Annotated in this window: 14 protein-coding genes; 2 read left to right on the forward strand and 12 right to left on the reverse strand. The window is 45.4% G+C overall.

The window, feature by feature from the left end; genetic code table 11:
- Positions 1-12: 12 nt before the first annotated feature.
- From KO473_RS03605 to KO473_RS03625, 5 genes are all read right to left on the reverse strand, one after another.
- Positions 13-1,311 (reverse strand): ABC transporter permease, encoded by a 1,299-nt coding sequence (locus KO473_RS03605; protein ID WP_005819160.1) that lies wholly within the window; start codon positions 1,309-1,311, stop codon positions 13-15.
- A gap of 10 nt (positions 1,312-1,321) precedes the next feature.
- The gene (locus tag KO473_RS03610; RefSeq protein ID WP_005819158.1) at positions 1,322-1,966 is read right to left on the reverse strand and encodes a GIN domain-containing protein; all 645 of its coding nucleotides are present in this window, start codon (positions 1,964-1,966) and stop codon (positions 1,322-1,324) included.
- 39 nt (positions 1,967-2,005) lie between these two features.
- Positions 2,006-2,671, reverse strand: coding sequence for an ABC transporter ATP-binding protein (locus KO473_RS03615; RefSeq protein ID WP_005776280.1), 666 nt, complete (start codon positions 2,669-2,671; stop codon positions 2,006-2,008).
- 186 nt (positions 2,672-2,857) lie between these two features.
- On the reverse strand, positions 2,858-3,523 hold the full coding sequence (locus tag KO473_RS03620; protein ID WP_005819156.1) for an ABC transporter ATP-binding protein: 666 nt from the start codon (positions 3,521-3,523) through the stop codon (positions 2,858-2,860).
- Between the two features lie 162 nt (positions 3,524-3,685).
- On the reverse strand, positions 3,686-4,951 hold the full coding sequence (locus tag KO473_RS03625; protein WP_005819154.1) for a carboxymuconolactone decarboxylase family protein: 1,266 nt from the start codon (positions 4,949-4,951) through the stop codon (positions 3,686-3,688).
- Positions 4,952-5,131: 180 nt separating this feature from the next.
- Between KO473_RS03625 and KO473_RS03630 the strand changes: the two genes are divergently transcribed.
- Together KO473_RS03630 and KO473_RS03635 are read left to right on the forward strand one after the other, a co-directional pair.
- Positions 5,132-6,031, forward strand: coding sequence for an AraC family transcriptional regulator (locus KO473_RS03630; RefSeq protein ID WP_005776274.1), 900 nt, complete (start codon positions 5,132-5,134; stop codon positions 6,029-6,031).
- On the forward strand, positions 6,028-6,939 hold the full coding sequence (locus KO473_RS03635; protein WP_122130560.1) for an AraC family transcriptional regulator: 912 nt from the start codon (positions 6,028-6,030) through the stop codon (positions 6,937-6,939). Before KO473_RS03630 ends, KO473_RS03635 begins: the two co-directional genes overlap by 4 nt.
- 176 nt (positions 6,940-7,115) lie before the next feature.
- Here KO473_RS03635 and KO473_RS03640 read toward each other — a convergent pair whose 3' ends face one another.
- Genes KO473_RS03640 through KO473_RS03670 form a run of 7 tightly spaced genes read right to left on the reverse strand, consistent with a single transcriptional unit; the run spans position 7,116 to position 16,250 of the window.
- On the reverse strand, positions 7,116-8,387 hold the full coding sequence (locus KO473_RS03640) for an ABC transporter permease (RefSeq protein ID WP_032537352.1): 1,272 nt from the start codon (positions 8,385-8,387) through the stop codon (positions 7,116-7,118).
- Between the two features lie 5 nt (positions 8,388-8,392).
- Positions 8,393-9,700 carry an ABC transporter permease gene (locus KO473_RS03645; RefSeq protein ID WP_005809443.1) on the reverse strand — a complete coding sequence of 436 codons (1,308 nt, stop codon included), beginning with the start codon at positions 9,698-9,700 and terminating at the stop codon, positions 8,393-8,395.
- A 22-nt stretch (positions 9,701-9,722) separates the two neighbouring features.
- On the reverse strand, positions 9,723-11,012 hold the full coding sequence (locus tag KO473_RS03650; protein ID WP_005776269.1) for an ABC transporter permease: 1,290 nt from the start codon (positions 11,010-11,012) through the stop codon (positions 9,723-9,725).
- Positions 11,013-11,015: 3 nt separating this feature from the next.
- On the reverse strand, positions 11,016-12,323 hold the full coding sequence (locus tag KO473_RS03655) for an ABC transporter permease (protein WP_005776268.1): 1,308 nt from the start codon (positions 12,321-12,323) through the stop codon (positions 11,016-11,018).
- Positions 12,324-12,341: 18 nt separating this feature from the next.
- A complete protein-coding gene (locus tag KO473_RS03660) occupies positions 12,342-13,649 on the reverse strand; it encodes an ABC transporter permease (RefSeq protein WP_005809448.1) in 1,308 nt (435 codons plus the stop codon).
- A 6-nt stretch (positions 13,650-13,655) separates the two neighbouring features.
- Positions 13,656-14,960: an ABC transporter permease gene (locus KO473_RS03665; RefSeq protein WP_022012343.1), complete on the reverse strand. Its 1,305-nt coding sequence runs from the start codon at positions 14,958-14,960 to the stop codon at positions 13,656-13,658.
- A 21-nt stretch (positions 14,961-14,981) separates the two neighbouring features.
- Positions 14,982-16,250, reverse strand: a complete 1,269-nt coding sequence (locus tag KO473_RS03670) for an ABC transporter permease (protein WP_122130559.1) — start codon at positions 16,248-16,250, stop codon at positions 14,982-14,984.
- Positions 16,251-16,258 lie beyond the last annotated feature (8 nt).

Consider the following 16,258-nt stretch of genomic DNA (forward strand, 5'->3'; position numbering starts at 1 on the left):
TTCATGTAGTGTTTAAGTGAGTTTTCCGCTAAGAGCATTTATGATTGACATCCGGGATGCCCGCCAAGCCGGCCACCCGCTGCTGAGCAAGTTTAGCAGCAGACAAAAGAGCAGAGCATAAATAAACGTAGAGAGTTTGAAAAGCATCTTCCACTCAATGACCGGAGCCGTATTGAGATACATCAGCCGTGAATCGGCAAAAAGTGTACCGCCCCACACATAGGAAATCAGCAAACAGAACAATAATCCTACAACACCCGCCATTAAAGTCAACACCAAATTCTCGGCAACAATCTGTCCCATCACCCCTCCGCGGGTAGCACCGAACGAACGGCGCACGCCAATCTCCGCCACACGCTGTCGCAGACGGCTGTGAGTCATCGAACTCAGGTTAATGGCAGGAACCAACAACAAAATAAGGAAAATGATCACTTGTTGGCGAAAATAACCCGCCATATCCGGTTGCACATTTGCCCATATACGCTGTGACATGGTCAACTGGTCATCCGGCTGTCCCCGGTAAAACACAAAATAATCTCCCAATCCGGCATTGTATGCCAAACGACGTCGTTCACACTCTGCCCGAATCGCATCAAAATCAGAAGAGTTACGAGCCAGAATCACAACCTGCATCACTCCCATGATACCATCATTCCATACATTATCCCCTCCTGTGATGTTAGTTGACAGATATGGGACCCATATCTGTGCATAGGCCGTCGAAGCCATTGAAGAGACATCTTTCACAACTCCATTCACCCGGTAAGGGGCATCGTTCACAAAAATCTCTTTCCCGGCCACATTTGTAGCAGTACCGAAAAGAAGCCGGGCCACACTTTCTGTTATAACAGCCACGGGCAAACCCGATTTAGCTTCAGCATCCGAGTAAGGCTTGCCATCGATAAACGAGAAGTCGAATATACGCCAGAAAGCCCCGTCTGTCTCAAGTGCATCCACTCCTGTACGCACTCCCCGAGACAAAGAGACCTGCATCGTCTCGGGGATGCTATATATACTAATTTCTTCAGGAGTTTTTAATCCTTCGAAACATCCCTTCGCCGTTTTTATTCCCATCGGACCGTTACTTGATCCGTCGTCACTCCAGGTTTTGTTGCCTACACTCATCCATTTGACGTGCAACAAGCGGTTCCGGTTACTTTCGGGGGCAAAAGGAACCGTCTTTATCTGTTGTTGCATCACCACTACCATAATCAGGCAAATGGTCAGTGCAGTGCCCAGCACACTTATCGTAGTCAACAATGGTTGTTGCTTAAGTTGCGACAGGGCCTGCTTGAAATATTGTTTAATCATTGTGTTCTTTTTATTCTCCTACTTTCAATCCGCGTGTATTAACCCCTCCGACTCCACCTTTAGAAATATCAGCTTTACGGGCTTTGCCTTTCAGGGTCATGCTTCCTACACCGTCGGCACGAGCTGTCAGTTCATCACAATCCACCCGGATATTGACACTGCCTACACCATCCAACCGTACTTTGAGAGTTTCACAAACCAAATCACTAATTTCAGCACCGCCTACTCCCGAAAGAGTTATCTTCAATTGATCCAACCGAAGTGCGGTCCGGCAATTGAAGCTGCCTACTCCCTGCAATTTTACACTCTTCAGATCAGGAGCGGCAATATACAGTTTAACATTTTTGGAATTGCTGTTATTCTCTTTATATCCAATCACCAAAGTCTCTTTTTCCACTTTCGTTGTAGTTTCGGATACATATCTCTGCGGGCCCTCTATCCGAACAGAACAACGATCGGACTGCGTAAAAATGATATCTCCGACTGCATCCAGACGGATAGAAGAAAAACCGGGAACTTTACGGTTATCAACAATGATTCCCTTACTTCCGGTAGTTTTACCACATTGGCAATCATCACTGCATTGAGCCTGTATCATATTGAAAGTTGCCCCCATTGTGAGAGCTAAAGCCACTAAAATTACTCTTATTTTCATCGTTTCCTAATTTTGAGATGAATGACTGTATTATGATTATTATTGTACTTGCCGTCCGTCAAAGAACCGAATGGTGCGGGAAGTCTGTTTGGCCTGCTCCTCGTTATGGGTCACCATCACAATGGTACGTCCGTCTTCTTTATTTAACCGGTGAAGCAACTCCATTACCTCAGCCCCCATCTTGGAGTCCAGATTTCCGGTAGGTTCATCAGCAAGGATAATCTCCGGATTGCCGATAATGGCACGGGCAATGGCAACGCGCTGACACTGACCACCGGAAAGCTGTGTGGGGAAATGCCGCATACGGTGAGTCAAACCGACTTTCTCAAGCACCTCCTGAGCCAGTTTCCGACGTTCGGAGGAGCCCATACGGCGATACAGTAACGGAAGCTCCACATTATCCAGTACATTCAGGGAATTAATCAGGTGAAACGACTGGAATACGAACCCAAGTGTCTTATTACGGAAAGCTGCCAGTTCCTTATCTTTCATGCCTTCAGTGTGTGTACCGTTTATCTCTATGGTTCCGGTAGTAGGTGCATCCAGCAACCCCATAATATTCAGCAAAGTCGATTTACCACAACCGGAAGGTCCCATTATGCTCAGGAACTCACCACGGTCTACTGTTAGGTTCACATTTTCAAGAGCCACTGTTTCGATTTCGTTCGTACGGTAGATTTTCGAGAGAGAAGTCAATGTAATCATAAACTTATGGTTTTAAATTATTTCTTTTTATTAAGATCATGTTCAAATGACATGCCAAAGAATTAATACACTTATAAACAACCACTTAATATTTGGGCAGAGTGTCCGATAATGAACACTCTGCCCACAAATGAACTCTCTTTCTTATCAAAAATGAACGTTTATTCCTCGTGTAATGCTTCTGAATTATTGCACTTGCCGTCCGTCAAAGAACCGAATGGTGCGTGAAGTCTGTTTGGCCTGTTCCTCGTTATGGGTTACCATCACAATGGTACGTCCGTCTTCTTTATTTAACCGATGAAGCAACTCCATTACCTCAGCCCCCATCTTGGAGTCCAGGTTACCGGTAGGCTCATCAGCAAGGATAATCTCCGGATTACCGATAATGGCACGGGCAATGGCTACGCGCTGGCACTGACCACCGGAAAGCTGTGTGGGGAAATGCCGCATACGGTGAGTCAAACCAACTTTCTCAAGCACCTCCTGAGCCAGTTTCCGACGTTCGGAAGAGCCTATACGACGATATAATAAGGGAAGCTCTACATTGTCCAATACATTAAGAGAATTGATCAGATGGAATGACTGGAACACAAAACCAAGCGTTTTATTACGGAAAGCAGCCAGTTCTTTATCCTTCATCCCTTCCGTGTGCGTGCCGTTTATTTCGATTGTTCCGGTTGTAGGCGCATCCAGCAACCCCATAATATTTAATAGAGTCGATTTGCCACAACCGGAAGGTCCCATTATGCTAAGAAATTCACCGCGATCCACTTTCAGGTTCACATTCTCGAGAGCTACTGTCTCAATCTCGTTTGTACGATAGATTTTTGAGAGAGAAGTTAATGTAATCATAACTTTAATTTATTTAGATGATTCGTTTTGTTCCATTTTGGCTTATATGAACAAGACATGTCAAATGGTATGCCAAAAGAATAACATCCTCATAAATTGCACATTAAACTAACAGAAGGATGTCCGATAATGAACATACTGCCCGTTAACGAACTGCCTGATTTACTTATCCTCCGGAACAATCTCATTTAAGCAAGCCAATGCATTGAGTGTACGCGGATAACCAATGTAGGGCAACAATTGAGTAATGACAGTCAGCAACACAGATTTATCATTGCCAACATTTATATTGCCTTGAATATGGCCTTTGACCTGCGCCTCACAGCCACCAAGTGACACAAGGATGGCAAAAGTTAACATTTCACGCGTTTTTACATCCAGAACCGGACGCGTTTGATAATCACCGAAACAGTTGGCGGAAAGATATTCCTGAAAATGCAATTGTCCTTGGGGTGCGGTTTCATACATTTTGTCTATTCGTTCGCCAAAAATGGATTTCTGCAAAGCAAGTCCCTTCTCCATACGGTTTTCGGAAGTTATCACCGCCTGTGGCTCCAAAGGCAACTTCACTCCTTTTGACGACAAGAATCCATTGGCTATAGAAATCAATTCCGCAACCTTTGCCATACCCACATAAGGAACGGCATGATAAAGCACTTCTTTTATTTCAAGCGGGGTAACTCCGTTGACAAAAGCGGCTTGGAGTGTTTTTTGATACTCTCCCGCAGTACTCATGGCAATGGTGGAAGCCATTGTAACCAAAATCCGCATACGAGTATCCAAATCACCATATTGCTGTGTTTCTCCAAAAGCAAAATTAGTGAATATTTCCTCCAGTTCGGGATCGGTCTGTGCAAGGTTGTTTCCGAGATTGATAAACCTCGTCGTGCCATTGCGGGAAACACTCGTTGCAGCTATCCCTTGGGGGGAAGTTGCCTCAGCGTATGCCTGATCATCTACAGGTTCCAACCAAGTATTTTGGTTGGTTTCAGGATTACATTCGATGGCCAGATGCGAAAACCAACTGTCAGGGGCGGCTCCATGCCAATGCACTACATCCGGAGCTATCTCCACTACATCTCCGGGCAGTAACAGACGGGCATTTTTCCCTTTTTCCTGATAATACCCTCTTCCTCCGACAGCTATCAGGATTTGTCCGCCCGTATGGCTGTGCCAATTGTTACGGCATCCGGGCTCGAAAGTCACATTGCTGACAGGACAATTCAATTCATCATTCTGTGTCAAGCGTGCCAGATAGGACTGCCCTATAAAAAACTTCGCATATTGCACGTTTGCATCTCCTATGGGAAACACACTCGGATTTTGTAGAACTTCTTCTTTTTTCATATTCTGTGCATTTAAAGAATTTGTGGTATAGCACAGCAACGTTATCATTGCCGATGCCCATATAAAATGTTTCATTTTCATAAGATTATAAATTTATGATGCAAATTTAGGCACCTTTCCGTTCTCATCGTATACCCGGATTACGGATGTAATTACCTCAATTACGGATATTCTTACCCCTATTCCGGTTTTATTCCTCCAACCCATACTACATATGATGAAAATCCCTACATTTGTCACAGATAAATAACAATATGCCCTATGGAAGAAGTAATTAAGCTCAATTCGGTAGACCAGTATAACCAGATGTACGGTCTCGAAACATTGCACCCTTTGGTGACAGTAGTCGACTTGTCGAAAGCCACGTTGTTCCCCACACACTTCACCCTCAATTACGGACTGTACGCTTTGTTTCTGAAACAAACAAAGTGCGGCGATCTACGCTACGGACGGCAGATGTATGACTATCAAGAAGGCACAGTAACAAGTTTTGCCCCCGGACAAGTAGTAGAGGTAAAGGTGACTGACGGGATACGTCCGAAGTCACACGGTATATTATTTCATCCCGACCTGATACGCGGCACATCTTTGGGACAGGAAATCGAACAGTATTCATTCTTTTCATACGCTTCAAATGAAGCCCTTCATCTTTCGGACGAAGAGAAAAAGATCTTTCAGGATTGCCTGGATAAAGTCCAGTTAGAATTATCACGTCCGATAGACAAGCACAGCAAACGCCTGATTTCAAGAAATATCGAATTATTATTGGACTATTGCATGCGTTTCTATGAACGGCAGTTCGTCACACGTTCAAAAGTGAACAAGGACGTACTGGTGAAGTTCGAAGAACTATTGGATCTCTACTTCCAAAGTGAGCAGTCGCAAACCGAAGGATTACCCACAGTGAAATATTTTGCAGATAAGGTAAACTTGTCTTCCAACTATTTCGGCGACCTGGTTAAAAAAGAAACGGGTAAGACTGCTCAGGAATACATCCAGGGTAAAATAATAAATGTAGCCAAAGAAAAGATATTGGCTTCAGAAAAAACAGTCAGTGAGATTGCATATGAACTGGGATTCCAATACCCACAACATTTCACACGCATATTTAAAAAGAATGTTGGCTGTACCCCGACAGAATACAGGATAATTCAAGTATGATGGCCTCTTCCGGTAAAGAAACATTAGATATCAAAACGGTGCATCAATGCAACCGCTGCCTGGGATGCAAGACGCTGCATCCACAGGCAAGCATTATCCGTCTGGACCATACGAATGTGGAACAGCACAGCATTAAATTCGATTTTTACACAATACTGTTGATGGAGAACGACATAGAGGATTGCTGTTGTTGCGGACGCAAAGCTTATGACTATTCCAATGCGACAATGGTTTTCCTCCCTCCGGAACAAACCTTCGACATGCACAAAAACAGAGTACTCCCACAGCAGGGATGGTTACTGGCTTTCCATCCCGATCTGCTTTATGGTACCACACTTGAAAAAAACATTCAAGAATATACTTTCTTTTTCTACCGGAAAGAGGAGGCTTTACATCTGTCCCAACGCGAAAAGGATAAGATTATAGAATGCCTACGGGAAATGGACGAGGAATTACATCACCCGATAGACCGCCATAGCCAAACACTGATTTCACGATACATCGAACTATTGTTGGATTATTGTACCCGGTTCTACGAACGGCAGTTTATCACCAGGGAGAACAAGAATAAAGTGCTGCTCGACAAAACAGACCGTTTATTGGATGATTATATTTATTCCGGTAAGCTAAAGTGGGAAGGTCCGCCTACCTCCGCATATTGTGCTGAAAATTTAAAGCTCTCCGTCGCCTATTTTGAAGATTTACTCACGTTTGAAACCGGTAAAACCTTACTGGAGTTCTTTCAGTTAAAAAGAATGGAAACCGCAAAGAGAATGCTACTTGATAAAGAGAATACAATCAAAGCAATAGCCGGTCAACTGGGATTTTCTAATACGCAGTTATTCTGCTTGTTTTTCAAGAAAATTACGGGAGTAACGCCCAACGAATACAGATATTCGCAGAACTGATATTTAAAAAAGTTATATACCGTCCAAAGTTCTTTGAAATCATGTAAATGTGTCAAAACTCACCACAGAGAACACAGAGAAACACAGAGGAAAATTTAAGTCACTGCTAATCAATATAAATAATCTGTGTTACTTCATATCTCCTCTGTGGTAGAGGTATTTGCCGACCAATCCGGTTACTCGTCCCGCAAAGCATCCGCAGGATTCATCCGTGCTGCTTTTGAAACCGGAATATAAGTTGCCACAAACGAAACAGCCAGAATCAGAACATACGAAATAACCGATACAATAAGGAAGTGCAACACCGGACGATTCTGTATATAATCCGGGTTCGGATTATCCGGCGGGAAAGCAAAGCCATTCAGATATACTATTTGAAGTTGTACCAATGCTCCTACTACAAATGCGATAGTCACCATCCACCAGGCTTCAAAAAGAAACTGCCGGATCAATCGGTGGCGGTTAGACCCCATTGCCATATAGAGCCCTATTTCCTCCCGGCGGGCATTGCAACGCAGCCAAAAGGTACCCCCCATCCCCAAAAAGACACACAACAGAAAAAATAAAGCGAGAATGGTCTGCAACCGGATAGTCCCCGTAGTTCCCATATAATACTCAAAATTTTTACTTTCCGTCCTGAAATCCGTAAGCGATGCCAGATAATAGTTCCCGATCTGCATTCGGGGACGCATTTCACGTTTAAATGTCTCAGTGAAAACAGGTGAAGCGAGTCCATCACGCACCCGGAAACAAATCCGCACTCTGCCCGGAAGATGTTTCAATTCAGAAGTAGTCTTGAATATCAGAGGACCGGGTTGGTTATTACTTCTTATCTGTACGGGGTCGATTATAGCGGTCAACGGAAACTTACGGGTCGTATCTCCCCAATGCACCCATTTATTTTGCGGATATTTCTCGCCGAACAACTTCTCTGCGAGATCAGGAGTCAGGTAGATCCCCTGTTCTCCTTCCGCAAGTACCGGAGGAATTTGTCCTGTCCGTGCATCGTGTATACGAAAAACTCCAAAATAGTCGGTTCCGGAAAGGAAGGTCATCTGCTGTGAATATGCAAGGATCGTATCATTGAAAACCTGTCCTCCGTTCCAGCCCCCGCTTTGCGGATAAGAATTAAAAAGGCTGACAGTCACATTAGAAACACCCGGATAGCGGCGTACCTGATCTACGATGCGCATAAAGTCAATACGTTTCAGCGAATCGGAAGCCATCTCCGGTTTATATTTGGTATGGTTAGTTGAATATTCACCTATACTGAGCAGGTAAGTATCGGTAAGATCATAATGATCGGGCAATGCCTTATCGGATAATAATACGTACACAGGGTCGACTACTCCCCATAAAAAATAAGTCACAACCACCAGTTCTCCCAGAATCCATCCATTGGCAGCACGCTGGTTCCACAACTGGCGGAGTATCATCATCAGGTTCATATCTTTTATCTTTTTTCGTTAAGCGAATATACAATATCTTTCTTCAAAGCATGTAAAGCCGGAATCAGAGCCGACAATACATTCAGCACCAAGCTGACCATGAAGGTAATACCTATCACCACCGGATTCAGCAACATACCGGGAGTCAAGAAGCTATCGACTCCCTCGGGCATCACATCTACCGAGAAAGACAACAGGTCCGGAAGCCAGTTCCGACCACAATAGACAATCAGATACGAAAGTAACAAACCGAACAGACCTCCGATGCCAGTAAGAAACAGATTTTCCCAAAATACCTGCAACAGAAGCGAAGTTTTGGAAGCACCGAAAGCCTTACGTATGCCCAATTCGGAAAGCTGGCGCTTCATACGTGAAGCAATCATTCCTGCCAGATTCAGTGCCGGAACAAATAATAAAGCTAACAGGATAGTGCCATACACTCGTAACAGCTCTCCCCAGTCGGGTGCCGAATTAGAATATTCATAAAAAATACTTTTCCAGTAAGATACCGGTTGCCCATGTAAATCGACACTGTATTTTTTCTGAGAATAATTATATTTGCGGAACACGTCACGTACCTCTGTAATTACCTTATCTTTAGCATCGACAGAAGGAGCCAACATATAGACATTCAGATCACCTACCAACTCATAGCCACCCTTATTATCCTTTATAATATCGGAATCAACCGTCAGTGGTAACCAAATATCCGCATACGTAGCAGGGGTAATGAAGGAAACATCTTTTACAACTCCACATACTCTATATTCATCGGAATCAAGAACAAAAGTACGACCTACCGGTGGAGTCTCTCCAAAAAGCTGGCGAGCCATTGTACGCGAAATGACAGCTTTTCGTAATCCGGAATCAAAATCGGCCTGACTAAACGGCTTGCCGTCTACAAAGGCAAATTGAAACACCTTCCAGAACCCGGCATCTACCAGCTTCACCTGTACCTCTTTCAAATCTCCGTCACCAGGCAGTTCAAGTAATGATGTACTGCGCCCATCCATAGATGCCCCTACAGCCTCGGTACTCTTCAGCGGATAATAAAAACGCTTCACTGCCTGAAAGGATACGTGCGAACTGAACCAATTCTCCTGGTTTTTCTGCTCTACAACAGTCATTCCTTTACTGACCAGGATACGGTTCCGGTTCTCTTCGGGATAGACCGGAGCCATCTTGATGTAACAGATGATCACCAGGCTCATGGTCATGGCAATCCCCAGTCCTGTACCGAGTATGTACACACTGCTGAATAAAGGATTCTGTTTCAGGAGTTGCCAGGCCTGTTTGAAGTATAATACCATCATAGCAATTTATTTTATTTATTGGTTATTCGTCCCGCAAAGCATCCACCGGATTGATGCGGCTGAGTTTGTGTGCCGGCATCCAGATTCCGATAGAAACAACAATCAACAGCAAAAGGTATACAATCAGGGAAACAGCCGCAAAATGCAGACCGAAATGGTTAATCCAATAAACAGGCATCGTCTCTTCCGAACCGATACAGGTAGTATAGAGACCATCCTTCAACGCATATTGCAAATAGAGCAAGCAGCCTATCAACGTCCCCAATGTGGTCAGCACCCAACCTTCGTATAAAAGCAGGCGGGTGATATGTGAAGGATTACCGCCAAAAGAAAGCATGATGCCCACCTCTTCACGGCGCGAACGGGTCTGCATCCAGAAAGTTCCGGCCACTCCCAAACAAAGGTTCACTAAAAAGAATATACCTAAAGCCAGGTTCAGGCGATACTGGTTAGTGATACCTTCAGAAAACTCATGTTGATCCTGAATGCTGCTGAAGGGCCGTACAGACTTCACATAATAGTTGCCTACCGTCAGTCCTTTATCCATCCACTCACGGAAGTGATGCAGAAAAGCCTTCTCCGACAGATTGTCGTCTATACGAAAAGCGATTAACGGAAGATAATAGTACATATAATCAGGAAACTCTTCAAACACGCATAACTCTATGGGCATGGGTTGCATATAACTCCGGTAACGAAGAGGGGCGATCACTCCTCCCACCCGATAGTCTTCATCATCTCCATTTTCCCCCAAACGACGTCCGTAAAGCGGTTTTCCATCCTTCAGCCGATACGCTACGTCCGCAGTCAATACCGATTCGGTCCAACGGAAGTCACGGTTATCCAATTGTTCGGCCGTCATACCTTCGGCTCCCTCCATCCCCATGGTCCGGAAATAATCGGTGTGGGGCATGAAAGTAAGACGGAGAGTGCGGACCGGAATGGTATCGAACATCGTATTACCGTTACTCGTGGAATTCGATGAAGGATATTGGCCATTCAAGATGAAAGTAGTATACTTTACTCCTTCATAATGTTTCAGCTTGTCGAGCAACCGCTCAAAATTGGCTTTACGCGCCAATGTATCATTCTCTTCGATATGGAATTGCTCCGATTCGGCAGGGAACGATGCCAACTGAAGCAAGAAAAGATGATCGGGACGATAGCCCTCCGGCAGATTCCGATCGTGTGTCAACACTACCAACGGATCGACAATCACCCACGTGACGATCGATACCAATATCAATTCGGCCAACAGCCATCCGTTTTTCCGACGACGGGCCCAGAGGTTCTTTATTATAAGTCGTATCATGATTTATTTCTTAGTGTTAAGTGAGTCAATAATATCGTTGTGCAACGAGCGCCATGTGGGCCACCAGGCAGAGAGCAGGTTCAGTATCAAACAAAAAGCAAATGTTACGCAAAACATTAAAGGACTGAACAGCATTTGCGGATTGATAGCCACATCGACTCCGTCGGACACAACTGTCGGATATTTGTCGAACAGGCTAAATACCCAATTACGCCCTAACACAAGCAGCCCCCATGAAACAATAAGTCCCATCAGCCCGCCGATGCAAGTAAGAAGCAGATTTTCCCATAACACTTGATTCAATAATTGTTTCCGGTTAGCCCCGAACGCTTTTCGTATCCCCATTTCCGCCAGACGATCGTCCATGCGACTGGATATCATCCCACTCAAATTAATAGCAGGCACTAACAACAAAGCCAAAAGAGCTCCTCCATACAGTTTAATGACCGACATCCAATCAATCTCGTTCGTATTGCCCTCTCTGAACCAAGTCTGCCAATACGGATCCGGCTGATGAAAAATATCAACTGTATATTCTTTCTGGGAAATATTGTATTTATGCACCATTTCATTGACCTCCGCATACAGTTTCGGCATATCTTCTTTCTGGCGAACCTTAAAATAAACGATATAGGTACCGACTTTATGACTGCCATCATTGTTACTGTCATATCCCGGCAAGCAAGAATAGGGCATATAGATTTGCCCGTAAGATGCCGGCAACAGATAACTGCCCTCACGTACCACTCCGACGACTTTAGACTCTTTGAAATCCAGTTTAAACGTTTGCCCAACCACATCGGTCCTGCCAAAAATGCGGCGGGCCATCCGGTCAGAAAGTACTACATTACGGATTCCACTGGCTAAATCCGCTTCCGAAAAAGGCTTCCCGTTCAAAAATTCAAACTCAAATAACCGAAAAAAATTAGGATCGGTATACTTTACCAAAGCCGGTATCTGCTCACCTCCCCCGGCCGGTTGTATATAAGCCCCCTCCCGGTTCAGAAAGTGTTCGTTTACAGCGGTAACCAGCTCCGCTGATTTCAGTGGGTAGAACCACTCTTTCAGCATTTCATAAGAACAGAGATATGAATTTCCGCCTCCTTTCACATGCATGGCACTCACCCCTTTCATCCGCATCGTCACCGAACGGTTCACTTCCGGATAAATAGGAGCTATTTTAATATAATACACAATGGCAATAATCATCGTCATGGCAATGGCAAGCCCCGTACCCAGTACATACAGACTGCTGAACAACTTGTTCTGACGGATCAACATCCACGATTGTTTTAAATAAAGTTTTATCATAGTATGTAATTTTAATAGTTATTCATCACGCAAAGCATCTACCGGATTGATGCGGCTAATCTTCCGGGCAGGTATCCAAATGCCGACTGAAACGACAATCAGCAACAAGATGTACACCATCAGGGAAGTTGCCAGAAAGTGCCAACCGAAATGATTGATCCAATAAGCAGGCGAAGCCACTTCGGGTGACCATGATCCCCAATTTGTGGAGTATAGTCCTTCTTTCAAGGCATATTGCAAATAAACAAGGCATCCCAACAGCGTTCCGATTGTTGTCAGTACCCATCCTTCACCCAGCAGCATCCGAACAATGTTTTGCGGCCGGGCTCCGAATGAAAGCATAATGCCGACTTCCTCTCGCCGTGTACGGGTTTGCAGCCAGAACGTTCCGGCCACCCCCAGACAGAGATTGATCAGAAAGAACAAGCCCAAAGTTATATTTTTACGGTATGTATCGGTAGTACCGGCACTGAACTCCGACTGTTTACGCAAATCGGTATACGACTGCACCGAATTCACATATATATTTCCGGCTTTCAACTCCTTCCCCGTCCAAGGGATGAAGTGATGCAAAAACACCTCTTCGGAAAGACGATCCCCGATTCGGAAAACAATCTGGGGCAAATCCGAATAATACCGTTCGGGCATAACCGACAGGGGATTCAGACGGACCGGCTGAGGTTGCATATAGCTTCGATAGCGAAAAGGTTTTATCACACCCGCCACCCGATATTCGGCAGTGCTGTCGTTGTTCCATGTCGTCCGCCCGGTGAGAGGACTCTCCGGATGCAAAAAGAACTCCGACGTATTGGCTGTCAGCACATATTCATCTTTATCAAAGATACGTTCGTCCAGCTCTCCGGCCGTCATCCCCTCAGCTCCTTCAAACCCCATGGTCCGGAAGAAGTCCGAACGGTTCAGGAAAGAGATCTGCCATGCCGACATATAGGTAGAATCTCCCTTAAACGTCTGGGGAGAAGTGGTACTGCTACCGGAATAAGGCATTATACGATTGAAAAAAAACGTAGCAGACTCCACACCTTCATAATTCTTCACCTGTTGAAAAATGCGGCCCAGGTTTTCCCTGCGGGACAGGCTGTCGTCTTCTTCGGGACGAAACTTCCCGGATTTCTCCGGCAAAGTCGCCAATTCAAGAACAAACAAATGATCGGAACGAAAGCCCTCAGGTAACGTACGGTCATGGGTAAGCACGACCAAAGGGTCCGCTATTTTCCAAGAGACAATACAAACCAATACAATCTCGGCCAATAGCCACAGGTTGCGACTGCGGCGCGCCCACAAGTTTTTCAGTATTAATTGATTCATGGCTATTTATATCTTTTCGTTGATGGAATATATGATGTTTTTACGCAGTGAATACCATGCGGGACAAAAAGCCGAAAGCAGGTTGAGCAATACACACGTACCGAACGCAAGGACAAACACAAACGGACTGAACAACATATCCGGACTTAGATTAACCTCCACTCCTTCGGGGATGGGTACCGGCCACGAATTGAACAAACCGAAAATCCAATTACGCCCCAACACCAGACCTCCCCATGACAACAGCAGACCGATAAAACCGCCTACACAGGTGAGCGCCAGATTCTCCCAAAGCACCTGTCCTAACAATACCGAACGATTGGCTCCGAAGGCTTTGCGTATCCCCATCTCGGAAAGACGTTGTTCCATCCGGCTGGAAATCATCCCGCCCAGGTTGATGGCCGGAACAAACAGGAAAGCAAGCAACAGCCAACCATGTATTTTGAATACGTTCGCCCAGTCAATCTCCGAATACCCCATTTGTTTAAGAGGATACTGCCAATAAGGAAGAGGCTGATTGTTCAAGTCTATTTCCAGATCGGGCTGAGAGTGGTTGAATTTATGAACCAACTCCTGTATTTCAGCACGTAGCTTCGGGGCATCATCCGCCCCAGGCAGTTTGATAAACACCTGATAAGGACCTACCATATTGGCCATTTTATCCCCCCGATCATAACCGGTTATACAAGTATAGGGCATATACACGTCGGCATAAGAGTCGCTGAGCATATAACTGCCGCTACGCACCACGCCCACTACCCGATAGTCTTCAAAATTCAGCGAGAACGTACGTCCCACCACTTCTGTGTCACCCAATATCCTGCGGGCACCACTCTCCGAAAGCACTACATTGTGGATTCCGCTTTCAAAATCGGCCTGTGAGAAAGCCTGTCCGCCCAGGAATTCAAACGGGAACACCCGGAAGAATGCAGGATCGGTCTGTTTCACCATTACGGGAATTACATTCCCACCATCTTCGGGCTGTACATAATTTCCCAATAACATACGTCCCAAAACGGCCGTCACTTCTTCCGCGTTTTTCAACGGATAGATCCATTCTTTCAGCATATGATAAGAACAGGAGGACTTGGTCATAGAATGTTGCTCGGTGTTTTTTACGGCTACCGACGTCAACACCATCGTCTGAGACCGGTTCGTTTCGGGATAGATAGGGGCGATCTTTACATAATACACAATGACAATAATCATTGTCATGGCAATGGCCAGCCCTGTGCCCAGCACATAGAGACTGCTGAACAGTTTATTCTGGCGGATCAACGCCCACGATTGTTTGAAATAGAGTTTTATCATGTCTGTTCGGTACTAAATTTATTATTCATAATGCAGCGCTTCCGCCGGCTGCAACTTCATGGCCCGACGGGCAGGCAACCACGTGCCCAACGCAATGATCAGCCCCATCAGCAACAGTACCCCACCAAAACCGACAGCAAAACGCCACCAGGAGAAAGGAAGATTGTACAAATCGGGAATTTCCATGTGTATCATATTGAACATAACAAACAGCACCAGCGGAGTTACGGTGGTCAGCAATAACCACCCCTCGGCAGTGAAGAACCATCCTACCCGCCTGCGTGTACTGCCCAGTGCCATCCGCAGACCGGTTTCACTACGCCGTTGCTCGATGCGTAGCCAAAAAGTTCCCGTAATGCCGAAAAGCACGTTCAGCAAGATGAAAACGGACAACAGAAGGTTAATGCTGATTTTCCGCCATTCAGACCGCAATCGTTCACTGCGTTGTTGCTTCATATCCTTCATGCTGGCAACGTAGAGATTATTCTCCGTCAACTGGCTCTTCATCCGGTTTAGGAAAGTCCCCATCTGTTCCGGAGTCAAATCTTCTTTCATCCGCACGGTTATCTCCATATTAGCTACCCCGGAAGCATTCACCTGACGTTCCAGTTCTTTCGGTCTCATAGTAAAGAAAAGTTCGGGCTCCGGCTTCACAAACTCGGTCATACGAACCGGGACGGTCACTGCCGCAATGCGTATCTCCCGCATACTACTGCCGGGATAACATACTTTCTGTCCTACTGCCGACTCCTCACCGAAGAAATCTTTTTCCAGATCCGGAGTAATAAAATATTCCAACTGTTTTTTGTTCAATAATTCACTCAGAAGCTGCCCCTCGCGGCTCCGGATACGAAATACATCATAAAATTCGGGAGAAACGGTATATTGGTGATAGGATTGCTCTTTGAACTTACCGCTATCGGCCGTACAAGGCATGATCTGTGTCCATGAATTACCTCCGGAATAGGGTGAGGAATAGAAAGCAACACAAGCATTATCCACTTCCGGGGCACGACGCAGGCGTTCAAGGATCCGGGCCAATGCTTCGCCTTCAGTAGAAGCATGAGTAGTGTCGCTGACATACTCGGCGGCATCTTCGGGATAAACATCAAACGAAAGCCGCCAGCAATTCGTGATATCATAGCCCAACGGACGGGAATAGGAATAGAACTGTACCACAAACATATCTACCAGATACCACAGCGCAACGAATACGACCAGAAGTTCCATCCATATCCAACCGTTAGAGCGGCGTTGGTTCCATATTATCTTAAATATTTGCTTTATCATAACGGGTC

It is taken from the genome of Bacteroides sp. HF-4919, assembly GCF_018860125.1.

Excerpts from the sequence above, each read along its gene's own strand:
- KO473_RS03605 (WP_005819160.1), bottom strand. The coding sequence starts at position 1,311 with ATGATTAAACAATATTTCAAGCAGGCCCTGTCGCAACTTAAGCAACAA.
- KO473_RS03610 (WP_005819158.1), bottom strand. The coding sequence starts at position 1,966 with ATGAAAATAAGAGTAATTTTAGTGGCTTTAGCTCTCACAATGGGGGCA.
- KO473_RS03615 (WP_005776280.1), bottom strand. The coding sequence starts at position 2,671 with ATGATTACATTGACTTCTCTCTCGAAAATCTACCGTACGAACGAAATC.
- KO473_RS03620 (WP_005819156.1), bottom strand. The coding sequence starts at position 3,523 with ATGATTACATTAACTTCTCTCTCAAAAATCTATCGTACAAACGAGATT.
- KO473_RS03625 (WP_005819154.1), bottom strand. The coding sequence starts at position 4,951 with ATGAAAATGAAACATTTTATATGGGCATCGGCAATGATAACGTTGCTG.
- KO473_RS03630 (WP_005776274.1), top strand. The coding sequence starts at position 5,132 with ATGGAAGAAGTAATTAAGCTCAATTCGGTAGACCAGTATAACCAGATG.
- KO473_RS03635 (WP_122130560.1), top strand. The coding sequence starts at position 6,028 with ATGATGGCCTCTTCCGGTAAAGAAACATTAGATATCAAAACGGTGCAT.
- KO473_RS03640 (WP_032537352.1), bottom strand. The coding sequence starts at position 8,387 with ATGAACCTGATGATGATACTCCGCCAGTTGTGGAACCAGCGTGCTGCC.
- KO473_RS03645 (WP_005809443.1), bottom strand. The coding sequence starts at position 9,700 with ATGATGGTATTATACTTCAAACAGGCCTGGCAACTCCTGAAACAGAAT.
- KO473_RS03650 (WP_005776269.1), bottom strand. The coding sequence starts at position 11,012 with ATGATACGACTTATAATAAAGAACCTCTGGGCCCGTCGTCGGAAAAAC.
- KO473_RS03655 (WP_005776268.1), bottom strand. The coding sequence starts at position 12,323 with ATGATAAAACTTTATTTAAAACAATCGTGGATGTTGATCCGTCAGAAC.
- KO473_RS03660 (WP_005809448.1), bottom strand. The coding sequence starts at position 13,649 with ATGAATCAATTAATACTGAAAAACTTGTGGGCGCGCCGCAGTCGCAAC.
- KO473_RS03665 (WP_022012343.1), bottom strand. The coding sequence starts at position 14,960 with ATGATAAAACTCTATTTCAAACAATCGTGGGCGTTGATCCGCCAGAAT.
- KO473_RS03670 (WP_122130559.1), bottom strand. The coding sequence starts at position 16,250 with ATGATAAAGCAAATATTTAAGATAATATGGAACCAACGCCGCTCTAAC.